The following is a 16,099-nucleotide window of genomic DNA, read 5'->3' as shown; positions in this document are numbered from 1 at the left end:
GTTGCTTATTTTTTCCTGATTATATAACTGTTGCTGTCTGTTACATACTCATAGTTGAAGTTGTGCACATAGCTCAATCCTTGCAGGATCTGTGCAACCGTTTCACTTGCGTGGAAAACACCGGATACTTTTTTCTTTGTTAATGTTTTACTCTGCAGGTGGATAGTGCAGCCATAACGTGCCTGGAGTTTAGCGAACACATCTTCCAGGGCAGCATTTTCAAATACCAGTTTCCCATTTTTCCAATCCAGCACTTCTGCCGGCTTAAACTGCGTGATAGCAGGAGATACTGTTTCTTTATTGTACAGTAATAGTTGTCCAGGTTGGAGCACACAGGAAAAACCGGCGGCGTTTACAGCCACCTTTCCCTCCAGCAAGCTTACTGCAATGCTGCTGTCTGCCCGGTTGGAAGTAGCAATATTAAAAGTGGTGCCCAGCGCGGTGGTAACCAGTTCCCCGGTATGTACCCTGAACGGCCGCCCTTCCATCTTTGCTACATCAAAATAGGCTTCCCCCTCTAACCACAATTCACGGGCGCCTACATTATAGTCTGCTGTATAGGCAAGGGCGGAATAGGCATTCAACCATATTTTTGAGCCGTCCGGCATAGATACTACCCGTATAGTATTACCGCCATTATAAATGGTATCCCATTGTACGGCCAGCGGCTTCACAGCCCTTCCTCCCTGCTTTTGCCAGAGCCAGGCGCTAACGCTGATCAGCAATAATATTGCGGCGGCTGCGGCCGTATTGTACCAGAGCCGGTATTGCTTTGCGATCTTTTTGGGAGCAACCGGTGCCGTAACAGGCATATCTTCCTCAGCGGATTCCTTCCATGTTTCCAGCAGGTAGGCGTCCATTTCAGGGGTAGCATCCTGTGACAGGTAGATCTCTACCTGTTCTACTTCTGCCGGGGTGCACTCCCCTTTGAAATATCTTTCCAATAACTGCCTGTTAATTTGCATACAGAAGGAGTACGTTTACAATAACAACTGATACTAATGAGCATACCGGAGTTCACAATTTGTTAATATTAGCCGTGATAAACAAAGGCGTTGCACATGCTACCCTTCCAAAGCAGCATTTTCACCTGCAGGCCTGGGTAACAGTTAGCATATGGAAGGAAAGAAAAAACCCGCTACAAGCTGCTGCTGTAGCGGGTTTGATGTTCTTTGAGCGTCGTTGAACTGTTTTTAGTTCTTGCTCTCCAGTTGCCCGACCAGGATTCGAACCTAGACAAACAGAACCAAAATCTGTCGTACTACCATTATACTATCGGGCATCATTGTTTTGGGATGGCAAAATTAGTTTTTTTTTCCTTACTTCAAAAAAATAAACCCGATTTTTTTATCTACACAAAATCAATCACTTACAGCGGGTTTCATAGCACTTCCAACACCTTTTCCACTACATTTTCCGGCGCTATCCACTCCATACAGGCATGATCTCCCCGGAAACAGGGCTTGTTGCCAAATACCGAACAGGGCCGGCAATAGAGGTCGGGCAACTGCACTACCCGGTCCATCGTTTGCCCGTACCCCATAAAACCTGCAAAAGGATGAGTGGCGCCCCAGATGGATATCACCGGCACGCCAAACAGGGAGGCCAGGTGCATATTAGCGGAGTCCATGCTGATCATCACCTGCAGGCGGCTGATGATGGCCAGCTCCTCTTCCAGGGAAAAACGACCAGCCACTACCACCGTCCGGGGATATCGTTGAGCCAGCGTGGTCAATTGCGCTACTTCCTGCGCACCTCCTCCAAACAGCAATATTTTATGTTGCGGCTGCTGCGCCAGCGCGGCCAGCACCTGCTCCATCTTTTCCGGCGGGTAGGTCTTTTCCTGGTAAGTGGCAAAAGGGGCCACACCTATCCAGGTATGCCCACCAGCAGGGCCCGTAACGGCGGTGATGCGGTCGCTCAACGGCCAGGGCGCGGCAAATACCGGTGCACCCTGCAGATCGCAGGGGAAGCCCAACTGCCGGAAAACGGCCGCATAACGTTCTATAGTGGAGGTGAGTGGCTGTAATACTTTATGCTCTTTGCGGGTCAGTGCTTTCTTGGCAGCGCGTCCCTTGTCTATGATCGCTACCGGCATGCCTTTCAGCTTGAAAAAAGTACGCACTATTTTGGAACGCAACACTTCGTGCAGGTCCGCTACCGCCTGTATGCGGTGCGCCCGGCTAATGTCCCGGAACAGGCGATACAGGCCCGGTAATCCTTTATGCCTGCCTTTCAGGTCGGCCGGGAAAAAAGTAAGACCGGGAATGTTTTTACATAAAGCGCTCCAGTTTTTATTGGACACAAAAACAATGCGGAGGCCGGGTTTTTGGGCCAGCACCTGTTTCATAACAGGTATGGTCATGGCGGCATCCCCCAGTGCGGAAAAACGGATAGCAAGAATGGTCTTTTGCATGCTGCTCACTTGCGGGCCCCGTAAAGCACAGGGTTCAGGGAAGGGTCGTTATACATCTTCATCTGCCGGTACACTTTCATATATTTTCTGCCAGCGGCAATATCCGCCAGCAGCTCTTCGATAGCGGCGCCCAGGTCCTGCCGCTGCACCAGCAGTACATCCAGCTTGCGCTGGCAGGCGTCGCGGTGCGTTGCATCAGCATCTGCCCGGTTCGCCTCTTCCTGCATGTGGTAGATCTTCAGCGCCAGTATGGACAGCCGGTCTATGGCCCAGGCCGGGCTTTCGGTGTTGATGCTGGCGTTGGGCAGCGGCTGCACCGTTTTATATTTTTCCAGGAAGTAACTGTCAATATATTCCACCACATCCGTACGTTCCTGGTTGGAGCGATCTATCCAGCGCTTGATCTCCAGCGCCTTTACCGGGTCAATGGCCGGGTCCCGGATAATATCTTCCAGGTGCCACTGCACCGTATCTATCCAGTTTTTCAGGTACAGCAGGTGTTCAATGCTGTTTTTATCGTACGGGTTTGCTGCAGGTTGGTGCACGTCATCCTTTACGTGATAGTCCTGTATACTGCAGCTAAACACCTGGTTACAGAGTGATGTAAACATGCGACAAATGTAAATAAATTGCTACACCTCTCCATCCTTCTCTTAACATTGTAGTAACAAATACATGCTACATTTAAAGTCTGATAGTCGCAAATCGCTAAATACACAATAATCTATATCTATGTCTGATAACCCGTCAAAAGTGCTTTTTCAGCAGATCTTCGAAAATAACCATGATAAGGTGTTCAGATTTGCCTATAAGCTTACAGGAGACGTTACACGTGCACAGGAGATTACACAGCAATGCTTCATCAGGCTTTGGGAAAATATACACAAAGTACAGGAGGGGCAGGATGTTTTTCCACTGTTGTTTGTATTTACAAAACACATAGTGGTGGATGAGGTGCGTAAACTATACCGTGAAAAACAAACGCTGGCGCAAATGTCGGCACAACAACCAGCGCCTGCTGCTGACAACCCCGATGAACAGAAACTGCTGCGCAAAGAATTCAGGCAGCAGATACAGAAAGTAATAGAAAAAATGCCGGAGCAACGCCGGAACGTATACCTGCTAAGCAGGGACAAAGGACACAGCCACCGCGAAATTGCCGAGCAACTGCGCCTCTCGCCCGCTACCGTCAGAAATCATCTAAACCTGGCCTTACAATTTATCCGGCGGGAGATGATGGCGTACTACGATATGGAGATCAAATAAGGCCGGCTTACATCTCTTCCTGTATATCATTCCAACACATCCCTTCACCCGTCTCATCAATAAAAAAGCGTAAGGTGGAAACCTTACGCTTATTGTAAAAGATTGTCATGTGAATGTTCGAGAATGCAAATCGTGTAGGCTTTTAATGGTTATCTTGGGGCTAAAATACCTTCACGCTTCTTTAACCACCTAGTTATATCTTTAATTACATTTATTTTTAAAGTTATCGAAAGTCTGATATGATAAGAGACAACCCTGGGGAGCATAGGACGCTATGGCAATAAAAATAGGTATAGATAGCATCTTAAAGCTGGCAACGGGTTTTCTTTTCATACGTGTTAATCAATCCAGGGTTACACCACTTAAAACTATTTTTGGGTTCCTGTGTGCTGTTATGTGCAAATTAATGCAGTTCACTGTAAAAACCACCGCAGTGACCCGGTTTTTATAAACTTTTTCGTACAACCTTTGTGTCATTCATCCTATTTTTTTGTTCATTTTAGCTACAATTTTCGCGAAATATAATACAAAGGGATGCCAAGCAGGATAATACCCAGCCCCGGCAGGGTGTAACTGGCCTCAAATACCAGCAGCAGGAAAGCCAGCAACACGGCCACCACTACGTACACCATGGGCAGCACCGGGTAGCCGAATGCCTTGTAAGGGCGCGGCACCGCCGGCCGCTTCCTGCGCAGGATGAAAATACCGATGATCGTCAGCACATAGAAAATAAGCACCCCGAATATCACCAGGGCCAGCAGGTCGCCATAACGGCCGGTAAGGCACAGCAGCGAGGCCCAGATACACTGTATCCACAATCCCTGGGCAGGCACACTGTAACGGTTCAGCGAACCGGCCCGCTTAAAGAACAGGCCATCCTGCGCCATGGTATAATAAATACGGGCGCCGGACAGGATCAACCCGTTATTGCAGCCAAAAGTAGAGATCATGATCATAACGGCAATAATGAGGGAACCGCTGTTGCCAAAGATCCGTTCCGCCGCAGCCACCCCTACCCGGTCGTTCACGGCAAAGGCAATCTCCTGCAAAGGCAGCACGGCCAGGTACATCAGGTTGGCGCTCACATATATAATGGTCACGATCAGGGTGCCCAGGAACAGGGAGCGCCCTATATTCTTATGCGGATGCCTGATCTCCGCCGCAATAAAGGTCACATTGTTCCAGGCATCGCTGGAAAAAAGCGAGCCCTTCATGGATACGGCCACGGCGCCCAGGAAAGCCATGCCGGTGAGCAGGGAGGTCACCATCTGCCCGTTTGCTTCCTGCCGGGACATGGCTGTCCAGGCATGCTGCCAGTTGGCGTCCCATACCTCCTGCCGGGCGCCGATCAGGAAACCGAAGATGATCAACCCGAACAGGGACGCCAGCTTGGCCAGGGTAAACACCGTTTGTATCAGCTTGCCGTTGCGGATACCCCGGGTATTGATGTACGTGAGCAATATGATGGAAAGAATGGCCAGCACCTGCGCGGCGGATATCTTTACAATGCCGGCATCCCATAAAATATTCTGTTCGCCAAAGGCAGGCACCAGGTAGGCGGTGAATTTGGCAAACGCTACCGCCACCGCGGCAATGGTGCCGGTCTGTATCACGCTGAACTGTGTCCAGCCAAAAAGGAAGGCCACAAACGGATTATAGGCTTCCCGCAGGTACACATACTGTCCGCCGGCACGCGGGTACATGCCGGACAGCTCACCGTAGCTTACGGCCGCTATCATGGTCACCACGCCGGCCAGCACCCACATGAGGGTAAACCACCCGGCTGATCCCACACTGCGGGCTATTTCGGCAGAGACCAAAAAAATGCCGGATCCAATCATGGAACCGGCAACTATCATGGTAGCATCCAGCAAACTGAGGCTGGGCTTGAATGACGTATTTTCAGTGGAATGCATGACTAATTAATAATGAATAATTAACAATTAATAATAAGGTACACAGGTGCTTCCCAGAAACAGTAATGTAACGATTATTAATTATTCATTATTAATTATTAACTATTTTTTTGCGTCGGCTTCATTCAGACCTGCAATCACCGCTTTTGTAATATCCAGCGATTCATTTTTGAACAGGATATTGCTGGCGCCTGCACGGTAGGAGAAGATGAAGTCGTATTTCTTGTCGGCATTGAACTTTTTCAGGAAATCATCCAGCCTTTTCTGCAGGTCCTCATTGAATTTGGCTTCCTGCTCCATATACTGCTGGGAGAGGTTCTGCCGCTTTACTTCCAGTTGCTGCTGCTTTTGCATGAGCGAGCGCTGGGCTGCTTCGCCTTCGGACTGGGTCAACTGGTTGTTGTTGGCCTTTCTCTGGAAATCCGCCGCTTCGTTCTGCAGGGAACGCAGGTTGGCCTTCAGCTCGTTATCAATGGCCTGCTGCCGCTTTTCCAGCTCCGCTTTCTTTTCCTTGAAATATTCATAGTGTGCTTCTACGGAATCAAGATCCACATAAGCGATCCGGGTACCCACACTGCCAGGGGCTGCGCTGGTGCTTTTGCCGGATGAATCGGCCGTATTGGTAACGCCCTTCCCTGCCTGCTGGCAGGCGGCGAACAGTACGGCTGCAAAAACAATAAAACATCCTTTTTTCACAGTTAGTTGAACATTACGCATGTTGAATAATGGATTTTTGAACTCCGTTGATTGCTGTTTTTTAAAGATTGAACGGCTAAAATAAGGGAAAATGCCAACTTATTTATTCTCAAATTGCCACATTTTAAATGTATCGCCCAATACATCGCCGGTGGTGATCAGCGTGTATACCCGGCCGGAATCCACCTGCAGGGGTACGGTTTGCAACACCTTGGAAGAGTCCTGCCAGTTGATATCCAGCTCATAGCTGCGCGGCATGATCTCCGCGGCCCTTACCGCCCCGTAGGTAACTGAGCGGAACATCGGTACCGAAGTGCTGTCCTTGTAATCCAGGTAAAAGTCCAGCGGCAGCACCTGGTCGTTATTGCTGCCCTCCGGCCTCACATAGGGATCACAAAGGTCCACTACCCGGATCCTGGCATTACCGCTGGGGGAAGGCGTATTGTCGTCCTCCGTTACCAGCAGCCGCAGGGTATTGGTATGATCAAGAGTGAGAAAGGCGGAGAACTGTTTCCCGTTGCGCAGGTTCAGCTCGCCCCCCAGCAGCGCGGTAGCATGGTTGCCGGCAGCATAGACCCACAGGCTGTACTTCTGGGCGCGGAAAGACTGGTAGCCGTCCGTATGGTCGCCGTAGCCCAGGTTGCTGCCGATGGTAGTGGTATCCAGCACCACGTCAAACTGGTCGTCGCCAGGCACCATCTGGAACACCTGCAGGTTGCCGCTGGTATCGGGTATATCACTGTCGCTGCTTTTGCTGCAGGCGATGGCTGCCAGCAGCAGCAACAACACTCCCGCGGCAAGTAGGCCATTTTTTCTCATGAGCGCAAAATAAAATGATTTAATATAATTCCCTCATAAAAAAAGTCCTCCTGCTTACCGACAGGAGGACTTTAACTATTTGTTACATTAAATGACCAGGTTATTCTTCTTCGTCGAACTGGAACACCTCTTTGGAAGAGGACAGTATATCGTATTCTTCTCTTGAACCAACGATCATGTTCTCGAACTCGCGCAAACCGGTACCTGCAGGTATCAGGTGACCCGTGATCACATTCTCTTTCAGGCCCAGCATGTCGTCCGTCTTACCGTTGATGGCGGCGGAGGACAGTACTTTGGTGGTTTCCTGGAAGGATGCGGCGGATATCCAGCTATGCGTGCCCAGTGATGCTTTGGTAATACCCAGCAGCAGCGGGCTGGAAGTGGCCGGGGCGGCGTCGCGGTACTCCACGAGCTTTTTGTCCGCACGACGCAGCAGGGAGTTCTCTTCCCTTACCTGGCGCAGGGTCACGATCTGGCCCGCTTTCAGGTTGGCAGATTCGCCGGCTTCGGTCACTACCTTCTTGTCAAAGATATTGTCGTTTTCTTCAAAGAATTCGAATTTGTCTACGGTGTCGCCTTCCAGGAAGCGGGTATCTCCCGGGTCCTCGATGGTCACCTTGCGCATCATCTGCCTTACGATCACCTCGATGTGCTTGTCGTTGATCTTCACACCCTGCAGGCGGTATACTTCCTGGATCTCGTTCACCAGGTATTCCTGTACGGCAAACGGACCTTTGATGGAAAGGATATCGGCCGGGGTGATGGAACCGTCGGACAATGCGGTGCCGGCTTTCACGAAGTCGCCGTCCTGCACCAGGATGTGGCGGGTCAGCGGCACCAGGTACTTCTTCACCTGGCTTTCGCGGCTTTCGATGATGATCTCGCGGTTACCACGCTTGATGTTACCAAAGGTCACCACGCCATCAATTTCAGAAACGATGGCCGGGTTGCTCGGGTTACGGGCTTCAAACAGCTCGGTTACACGCGGCAGACCACCGGTGATGTCGCGCAGCTTACCGATCACACGCGGTATCTTCACGATCACCTGGCCGGATTTTACGCCATCCCCTTCGTCAATAACGATATGGGAGCCTACCGGCAGGTTGTAGGATTTAACTTCTTTATTACCTTCTATGATAATAGACGGGATCTTGTTCTTGTCCTTGGTTTCGATCACCACTTTCTCGCGGTGGCCGGTCTGCTCGTCGGCCTCTTCGCGGAAGGTAATACCTTCAATGATGCTGTCGAAACGTACGGAACCGGCTATTTCTGAAACGATCACGGCGTTGAAGGGGTCCCAGGTGCAGATCACATCGCCCTTGGCCACTTTCTGCCCGTCTTTTACCTGCAGGATGGAGCCGTAAGGAATATTGTTGGTGATCAGCAGGCGGTCGTTCTTCACGTCCATAATACGCAGCTCACCGGTACGGCCTATCACCACCTGTATCTTGTCGCCTTCGGCGTTCTCGTAGGTAGTGGTACGCAGGCCGTCGAACTGTATGGTACCGTCGAACTTGGCGGCCAGCGTAGATTCTACGGAAGCGGAACCGGCCACACCACCTACGTGGAACGTACGCAGTGTCAACTGGGTACCCGGCTCACCGATGGACTGGGCGGCAATGATACCTACGGCATCACCACGCTGCGCCAGGTAACCGGTAGCCAGGTTCTTGCCGTAGCATTTCACGCACACGCCCCTGCGGCTTTCGCAGGTAAGCACGGAACGGATCTCTACGGTGTCTATGGCGCTTTCTTCAATACGGTGTGCAATATCCTCGGTGATCTCGTCGCCGGCAGCTACGATCAGCTCATCGGTGAGGGGATCGTAAATGTCGTGCAGGGAGGTTCTGCCCAGGATACGGTCATACAGCGGTTCTACCTCTTCCTCGTTATCTTTCAGCGCTGTAGTGGCAATACCACGCAGGGTACCGCAATCCTCTTCGGTGATCACCACGTCCTGTGCCACGTCTACCAGGCGGCGGGTCAGGTAACCGGCATCCGCTGTTTTCAACGCGGTATCCGCCAGACCTTTACGCGCACCGTGCGTAGAGATGAAGTACTCCAATACGTTCAGACCGTCCTTGAAGTTGGACAGGATCGGGTTCTCGATGATCTCGGAACCGGTGGAACCGCTCTTACGCGGCTTGGCCATCAGGCCTCTCAGGCCGGCCAACTGCTTGATCTGCTGTTTGGAACCACGGGCGCCGGAGTCCAGCATCATGTACACGGAGTTGAAGCCCTGCTTGTCTGTTGCCAGCTCGCGGATCAGCGTTTCCGTCACCTTGGTGTCCACACGGGACCAGATGTCGATGATCTGGTTATAACGCTCGTTATTGGTGATCAGACCCATGTTATAGTTGTCCCACACTTCATCTACTTCCGAAGTGGCGCCATCGATCATGTGCTGCTTCACTTCAGGGATGATCAGGTCATTGATGTTGAATGACAGGCCACCGCGGAATGCCATACGGAAACCAAGTGTCTTGATATCATCCAGGAACTTGGCGGTCTTGGGAATGTCGGTGTATTTGATAATGTCGCCGATGATCTCACGCAGTGACTTCTTGGTGAGCAGGGCGTTTACATAACCTGCTTCCTTCGGTACGAACTGGTTAAAGATCACGCGGCCTACCGTGGTTTCTATCAGCTTGTTCTCCAGCTCACCTTTGCTGTTGCGTACCCAGGCCTTTACCTTGATGTGCGCATGCAGCTCTATGTAGCCTTCATTGTAGGCAATGATCACCTCTTCTGCAGAGTAGAAGGCTTTGCCTTCACCCTTTACTATGATCTCGTCGGTAGATTTCCTGCCTTTGGTGATATAGTACAGCCCCAACACCATGTCCTGGGAAGGCAGCGTAATAGGCGTACCGTTCTGCGGGTTCAGGATGTTGTGAGAGGACAGCATCAGCAACTGGGCTTCCAGGATGGCGGCATTGCTCAGGGGCACGTGCACGGCCATCTGGTCACCGTCAAAGTCGGCGTTGAAGGCGCTACATACCAGCGGGTGCAACTGGATGGCTTTACCTTCTACCAGTTTGGGCTGGAATGCCTGGATAGACAAACGGTGCAGCGTGGGCGCACGGTTCAGCATCACCGGGTGGCCTTTCAGCACATTTTCCAGGATGTCCCATACCACGGCTTCCTTCCTGTCTACCAGCTTTTTAGCGGATTTAACGGTCTTTACGATGCCTCTTTCTATCAGCTTGCGGATAATGAACGGTTTGAACAGCTCTGCCGCCATGTCTTTGGGCAGGCCGCACTCATGCAGCTTCAGCTCGGGGCCTACCACGATCACGGAACGACCGGAGTAGTCCACACGTTTACCCAGCAGGTTCTGACGGAAACGGCCCTGCTTGCCCTTCAGCACGTCGGAGAGGGATTTGAGGGCGCGGCCGCCTTCTGCCTTCACCGCGTTGGATTTGCGGGAGTTGTCGAACAGGGAGTCCACGGCTTCCTGCAGCATACGTTTTTCGTTACGCAGGATCACCTCGGGCGCCTTGATCTCGATCAGGCGTTTCAGGCGGTTATTGCGGATGATCACCCGGCGGTACAGGTCGTTCAGGTCGGAAGACGCAAAACGGCCGCCGTCCAGGGGCACCAGCGGGCGCAGTTCCGGGGGAACTACGGGGATATATTGCATTACCATCCATTCAGGACGGTTCTCTACACGGCCATTGGCGTCACGGAAGGCTTCCACCACGCTCAGGCGCTTCAGGGCTTCCGCCTTACGCTGCTGGGAGGTTTCGGTAGCGGCCTGGTTACGCAACTGGTAGGAAAGGCTGTCCAGGTCTATGCGGGCCAGCATCATTTCCACGGCTTCCGCACCCATGCGGGCAATGAACTTGTTGGGATCTTCATCCGGCAACAGTTGGTTGTCCTTGGGCAGGGTGTCCAGTATGTCCAGGTATTCCTCTTCTGTCAGCAGGTCGCCGTAGTTCAGGCCTTTTTCCTGCTTGGCGCCCGCCTGTATCACCACGTACCTTTCATAGTATACGATGGTTTCCAGTTTTTTGGACGACATACCCAGCAGGTAGCCGATCTTATTGGGCAGTGATTTGAAATACCAGATATGTACAACGGGCACTACCAGGCGAATATGCCCCATTCTCTCACGGCGCACTTTCTTTTCCGTTACTTCCACACCGCAACGGTCGCACACAATACCCTTGTAACGGATACGTTTATATTTTCCGCAATAGCACTCATAGTCCTTTACAGGGCCAAATATCCTTTCGCAGAACAAACCATCACGCTCCGGCTTGTAAGTGCGGTAGTTGATGGTTTCCGGCTTCAGCACCTCTCCGTAAGAGCGCTCCAGGATTGCATCCGGGGAGGCCAGACTGATCGTGATGCTGTTAAAATTTGATTTAGGACGATTTTCTTTCTTAATGGCCATCTTTAATTAGCTTTTAGGTGCGTAGCCTTTAGCTGTTGGCTATTGGCAAATATTTTAAACCTTCTATTGCTGAAGGACTGCGTAGCTAATAGCGCAAGGCTATGAAGCTACGCAGCTTTTTATAAGACTATTCAAACTTCAGATCCAGGCCCAGACCACGCAGCTCATGGATCAACACGTTGAAGGATTCCGGCACACCGGCTTTCGGTATGTTGTCGCCCTTCACGATCGCCTCATAAGCTTTTGCACGGCCTACAATATCATCGGACTTGATGGTAAGCAGCTCCTGGAGAATGTTGGAGGCACCGTATGCTTCCAGCGCCCACACTTCCATTTCACCGAAACGCTGACCACCGAACTGCGCCTTACCACCCAGCGGCTGCTGGGTAATGAGGCTGTAAGGCCCGATGGAACGTGCGTGCATCTTGTCGTCCACCATGTGGCTCAGCTTGAGCATGTAGATCACACCCACGGTCGCCTTCTGGTGGAAGCGCTCGCCGGTTTCGCCATCCTGCAGGTAGGTGTGGCCAAAGCTCGGCAGCCCTGCCTTTTCGATGAACCCGGCTATTTCTTCCGTGGTGGCACCGTCGAAGATAGGGGTCGCAAATCTTACGCCCAGTTTCAGACCGGCCCAGCCCAGTACGGTTTCGTAGATCTGGCCGAGGTTCATACGGGAAGGTACGCCCAGCGGGTTCAGCACGATGTCTACCGGGGTGCCGTCTTCCAGGAAAGGCATGTCTTCATCACGCACGATCTTGGCTACAATACCCTTGTTACCGTGGCGGCCCGCCATCTTGTCCCCTACTTTCAGCTTACGCTTGCTGGCCAGGTATACCTTCGCCAGTTTCAGCACGCCTGCGGGCAACTCGTCACCAATGGAAATGTTGAACTTCTCGCGTTTGTAACGGCCCAGTTCCTCATTGTACTTGATGTTGTAGTTATGCAGCAGCCAGTTGATCTGGTCGTTGGTAGTATCGTCGGTGGTCCAGCCCAGCGGGTTCACGTTCTGGAAGTCTACATTGGCCAGGTTCTTCGGGGAGAACTTGGAGCCTTTGGATATCAGCACTTCGCCGTAGGTATTGGTGATACCGGCGGAGGTTTTATCCTTCAGCAGCACCAGCAGCTTATTCATCAGCACTTCCAGCAGGTCTTCCTCGTTCTTCTGGTGTATCTTTTCCAGTTTTTCCAGGGCCGCTTTCTCGCGGGTCTTGGAGTTCTTGTCCTTTTTGGCGCGGCTGAACAGTTTTTTATCTATTACCACCCCTTCGGTGCTCGGGGGCGCCTTCAGGGAAGCGTCCTTGGCATCGGATGCCTTGTCGCCGAAGATGGCGCGGAGCAGCTTTTCTTCCGGGGAAGGATCGGACTCACCGCGGGGGGTGATCTTACCGATCAGGATGTCGCCTTCCTTGATATGGGCGCCCACGCGGATGATACCGTTCTGATCCAGGTCCTTGGTGGCTTCTTCGCTCACGTTCGGGATATCCGGGGTCAGCTCTTCCTCACCCAGCTTGGTGTCGCGCACTTCCAGCTCGTATTCGTCAATGTGGATGGAGGTGAACAGGTCCTCACGCGCTACGCGCTCGGAGATCACGATGGCATCCTCAAAGTTGTAACCTTTCCAGGGCATGAAAGCCACTTTCAGGTTACGGCCCAGGGCCAGCTCACCACCACGGGTAGCGTAGCCTTCGGTGAGGAAATCGCCTTCCACCACATGCTGTCCTTTCTTCACGCAGGGACGCAGGTTGATACAGGTGCTCTGGTTGGTCTTAACGAACTTGGTCAGCCTGTAGATCTTCAGGTCGTCCTCGAAGCTCACCAGTTTCTGCATCTCGTCGCGGTCGTAGCGGACGTGGATCTCGTTGGCGTCCACAAATTCCACCACGCCTTTGCCTTCTGCTGTGATCTGCAGGCGGGAGTCACGTGCAGCTTTGGCTTCCAGGCCGGTGCCTACGATGGGCACTTCCGGCGCTATCAGCGGTACGGCCTGGCGTTGCATGTTTGAACCCATCAGCGCACGGTTGGCATCGTCATGCTCCAGGAAGGGGATCAGGGAGGCGCTCAGGCCCACGATCTGGTTGGGCGCCACGTCCATATATTCCACCTCTCCCGGGTCCAGGATGGGGAAATCACCGGTTTCACGGGATTTTACCTTATCGTTTACAAAAATGCCTTTGTCGTCCAGCGGGGCGTTGGCCTGGGCTATCTTCACCAGGTCCTCTTCTTCCGCGCTCAGGAATTCCACCTTGTCCATATCCACCTTACCTTCCTTCACTTTACGGTAGGGCGTTTCGATGAAGCCCATGTCGTTCACTTTGGCGTGCACGCACAGGGTGGATATCAGGCCGATGTTCGGGCCTTCCGGTGTTTCAATGGTACACAGGCGGCCGTAGTGGCTGTAGTGTACGTCGCGCACCTCGAAGCCGGCCCTTTCGCGGCTCAGACCGCCGGGGCCCAGCGCAGAGATACGGCGCTTGTGGGTGATCTCGGACAAGGGGTTGGTCTGGTCCAGGAACTGCGACAACTGGGAGGTACCGAAGAAGGAGTTGATCACGGAAGACAGGGTCCTCGCATTAATCAGGTCTACCGGGGTAAACACCTCGTTGTCGCGCACGTTCATCCGCTCGCGGATGGTACGCGCCATACGGGCCAGGCCCACACCGAACTGGGCGTACAGTTGTTCGCCCACGGTACGTACACGGCGGTTGCTCAGGTGGTCGATATCATCTATTTCCGCCTTACCGTTGGTGAGCTGCACCAGGTATTTGATGATGGCGATGATATCTTCCTTGGTCAGTACCTTCATATCCAGGCTGGTATTCAGGCCCAGCTTGCGGTTGATCTTGTACCGGCCTACATCGCCCAGGTCGTAGCGCTTGTCGGAAAAGAATAATTTATCGATAATACCCCTTGCTGTTTCATCATCCGGCGCATCGGCACCGCGCAACTGGCGGTAGATGTGCTGAACAGCTTCCAGCTCGGAGTTGGAAGTATCCTTGTTTAATGTATTGTAGATAATGGAGAAATCGCCGCTCACCTCTTCTTTCTGTACAAACACGCTTTTCACTCCCATATCCACGATGGTCTCAATATTGGCCTCATCGAGGATGCTGTCGCGTTCCAGCATGATCTCGTTACGCTCGATACTCACCACCTCACCGGTGTCCTCATCCACGAAGTCTTCAACCCAGCTTCTGAGCACGCGGGCGGCCAGCTTTTTGCCGGCATATTTCTCCAGGCTTTTCTGGTCTGCTTTTACTTCATCTGCCATGCCGAACAACTGCAGGATATCTTTATCCGTTTCATAGCCGATGGCACGCAGCAGGGTGGTAACCGGGAATTTCTTCTTCCGGTCTATATAAGCGTACATCACGTTGTTGATGTCCGTAGCAAACTCCATCCAGGCGCCCTTGAACGGGATCACTCTTGCGGAGTAGATCTTAGTGCCGTTAGGATGTATGGATTGCCCAAAGAAAACACCAGGGGAGCGATGCAGTTGTGATACGACCACGCGTTCTGCACCGTTGATCACGAAGGTCCCTCTCGGGGTCATGTAGGGAATGTTGCCTAAGAACACATCCTGCACGATGGTCTGGAAGTCCACGTGCTCTTCATCGTTACAGCTAAGGCGTAGCTTGGCCTTTAGCGGTACGGAATAGGTAAGCCCCCTCTCAATACACTCTTCAATCGTATAGCGCGGCGGGTCTACAAAGTAGTCGAGAAACTCCAGATTAAAGATATTCCTGGTATCTGTAATCGGGAAGTTCTCCTTGAACACTTTGAAAAGACCTTCATTGTTACGCTTGTCTGGTGTGGTTTCTAACTGGAAGAAATCCTTGAAAGATTGAATTTGGATAGCCAACAGATCCGGTGTCTCAGTCACTTGTTTGATCTTTCCAAAATTAACTCTTTCGTTTGCTTGGGCTTTTTTTAGAGACATATTCGAAGTTAGCAGTTATATGACTTGTATAAATTGTGAACAGAAATTCACAACGCAATCCGGGAAATTAAGATTTCTTCGTCAATATACCATCAAAAAAATAGTGAAAAGATGCTTTCCCAACGGGAATAAGGCCAAAAGTGCAGATGCACTTTTGACCTTTAAAAATCAGATCACTATACCGTGAATGTGGTATATCATCAAAGAATTACTGAACCTCAACTTCAGCACCAGCTTCTGTCAGCTTCGCTTTCAGGTCTTCTGCTTCGGCCTTGCTTACGCCTTCTTTCACCGGTTTCGGAGCACCGTCTACCAGTTCTTTGGCTTCTTTCAGACCCAGACCAGTCAGATCTTTTACGATCTTAACCACGTTCAGCTTGCTGGCACCAGCGCTTTTCAGGATAACGTCGAAGGAAGATTTTTCTTCAGCAGCGGCTGCGCCACCACCGTCGCCACCACCGGCTACTACTACTGCAGCGGCTGCAGGTTCAATGCCGTATTCGGCTTTCAGTACGTCAGCCAGTTCTTGTACTTCCTTAACAGTTAAGCCTACCAATTGTTCGGCCAATGCTTTTACGTCTGCCATTGTATAATGTTTTTTAGATAATTTTTTTAAATGTTGTTTACACAGAGTGTTTATATAGTGACTTGGA

10 protein-coding genes and 1 tRNA gene are annotated in these 16,099 nt (G+C 51.7%); 1 reads left to right on the top strand and 10 read right to left on the bottom strand.

Translation table 11 applies throughout. From position 1 onward, the window contains the following. Positions 1–5: 5 nt before the first annotated feature. The 4 genes from LX66_RS11325 to LX66_RS11310 all read right to left on the bottom strand — a co-directional run bounded on the left by LX66_RS11325 (position 6) and on the right by LX66_RS11310 (position 3,027). On the bottom strand, positions 6–965 hold the full coding sequence (locus LX66_RS11325) for a FecR family protein (RefSeq protein ID WP_145713236.1): 960 nt from the start codon (positions 963–965) through the stop codon (positions 6–8). A gap of 246 nt (positions 966–1,211) precedes the next feature. Continuing rightward, positions 1,212–1,282: transfer RNA gene (locus LX66_RS11320), tRNA-Gln, on the bottom strand. Between the two features lie 99 nt (positions 1,283–1,381). Continuing rightward, entirely contained in the window at positions 1,382–2,416 is a 1,035-nt protein-coding gene (locus LX66_RS11315; RefSeq protein WP_145713233.1) for a glycosyltransferase family 9 protein, read from the bottom strand. Between the two features lie 5 nt (positions 2,417–2,421). Further along, complete coding sequence (locus LX66_RS11310) at positions 2,422–3,027, bottom strand: DUF4254 domain-containing protein (protein WP_145713230.1); 606 nt, start codon at positions 3,025–3,027, stop codon at positions 2,422–2,424. Between the two features lie 121 nt (positions 3,028–3,148). On the opposite strand from LX66_RS11310, the gene LX66_RS11305 reads away from it, so the two are divergent. Next, positions 3,149–3,682 (top strand): RNA polymerase sigma-70 factor, encoded by a 534-nt coding sequence (locus LX66_RS11305; protein WP_145713228.1) that lies wholly within the window; start codon positions 3,149–3,151, stop codon positions 3,680–3,682. A gap of 503 nt (positions 3,683–4,185) precedes the next feature. Here LX66_RS11305 and LX66_RS11300 read toward each other — a convergent pair. The 6 genes from LX66_RS11300 to rplL all read right to left on the bottom strand — a co-directional run bounded on the left by LX66_RS11300 (position 4,186) and on the right by rplL (position 16,032). Next, positions 4,186–5,598, bottom strand: coding sequence for an APC family permease (locus LX66_RS11300; protein ID WP_145713226.1), 1,413 nt, complete (start codon positions 5,596–5,598; stop codon positions 4,186–4,188). Positions 5,599–5,700: 102 nt separating this feature from the next. Next, a complete protein-coding gene (locus tag LX66_RS11295; RefSeq protein ID WP_158642602.1) occupies positions 5,701–6,294 on the bottom strand; it encodes an OmpH family outer membrane protein in 594 nt (197 codons plus the stop codon). A 99-nt stretch (positions 6,295–6,393) separates the two neighbouring features. Then, positions 6,394–7,113 (bottom strand): DUF4397 domain-containing protein, encoded by a 720-nt coding sequence (locus LX66_RS11290; protein ID WP_145713221.1) that lies wholly within the window; start codon positions 7,111–7,113, stop codon positions 6,394–6,396. Between the two features lie 100 nt (positions 7,114–7,213). Beyond that, positions 7,214–11,509, bottom strand: coding sequence for a DNA-directed RNA polymerase subunit beta' (gene rpoC, locus LX66_RS11285; protein WP_145713219.1), 4,296 nt, complete (start codon positions 11,507–11,509; stop codon positions 7,214–7,216). A gap of 127 nt (positions 11,510–11,636) precedes the next feature. Further along, a complete protein-coding gene (gene rpoB, locus LX66_RS11280) occupies positions 11,637–15,446 on the bottom strand; it encodes a DNA-directed RNA polymerase subunit beta (protein ID WP_145713217.1) in 3,810 nt (1,269 codons plus the stop codon). Between the two features lie 208 nt (positions 15,447–15,654). After that, entirely contained in the window at positions 15,655–16,032 is a 378-nt protein-coding gene (gene rplL / locus LX66_RS11275; protein ID WP_145713215.1) for a 50S ribosomal protein L7/L12, read from the bottom strand. Positions 16,033–16,099 lie beyond the last annotated feature (67 nt).

The organism is Chitinophaga japonensis, from assembly GCF_007830125.1.
Taxonomy (GTDB): domain Bacteria; phylum Bacteroidota; class Bacteroidia; order Chitinophagales; family Chitinophagaceae; genus Chitinophaga; species Chitinophaga japonensis.
The sequence above is the reverse complement of the archived record's forward strand: the minus strand, read 5'-3'. Positions and strand labels throughout refer to the sequence as shown.

Bases quoted from the DNA above. Each gene is read 5' to 3' on its own strand.
- LX66_RS11310 (WP_145713230.1), bottom strand. From the start codon at position 3,027: ATGTTTACATCACTCTGTAACCAGGTGTTTAGCTGCAGTATACAGGAC.
- LX66_RS11315 (WP_145713233.1), bottom strand. From the start codon at position 2,416: ATGCAAAAGACCATTCTTGCTATCCGTTTTTCCGCACTGGGGGATGCC.
- rplL (WP_145713215.1), bottom strand. From the start codon at position 16,032: ATGGCAGACGTAAAAGCATTGGCCGAACAATTGGTAGGCTTAACTGTT.
- LX66_RS11325 (WP_145713236.1), bottom strand. From the start codon at position 965: ATGCAAATTAACAGGCAGTTATTGGAAAGATATTTCAAAGGGGAGTGC.
- LX66_RS11300 (WP_145713226.1), bottom strand. From the start codon at position 5,598: ATGCATTCCACTGAAAATACGTCATTCAAGCCCAGCCTCAGTTTGCTG.
- rpoB (WP_145713217.1), bottom strand. From the start codon at position 15,446: ATGTCTCTAAAAAAAGCCCAAGCAAACGAAAGAGTTAATTTTGGAAAG.
- rpoC (WP_145713219.1), bottom strand. From the start codon at position 11,509: ATGGCCATTAAGAAAGAAAATCGTCCTAAATCAAATTTTAACAGCATC.
- LX66_RS11290 (WP_145713221.1), bottom strand. From the start codon at position 7,113: ATGAGAAAAAATGGCCTACTTGCCGCGGGAGTGTTGTTGCTGCTGCTG.
- LX66_RS11305 (WP_145713228.1), top strand. From the start codon at position 3,149: ATGTCTGATAACCCGTCAAAAGTGCTTTTTCAGCAGATCTTCGAAAAT.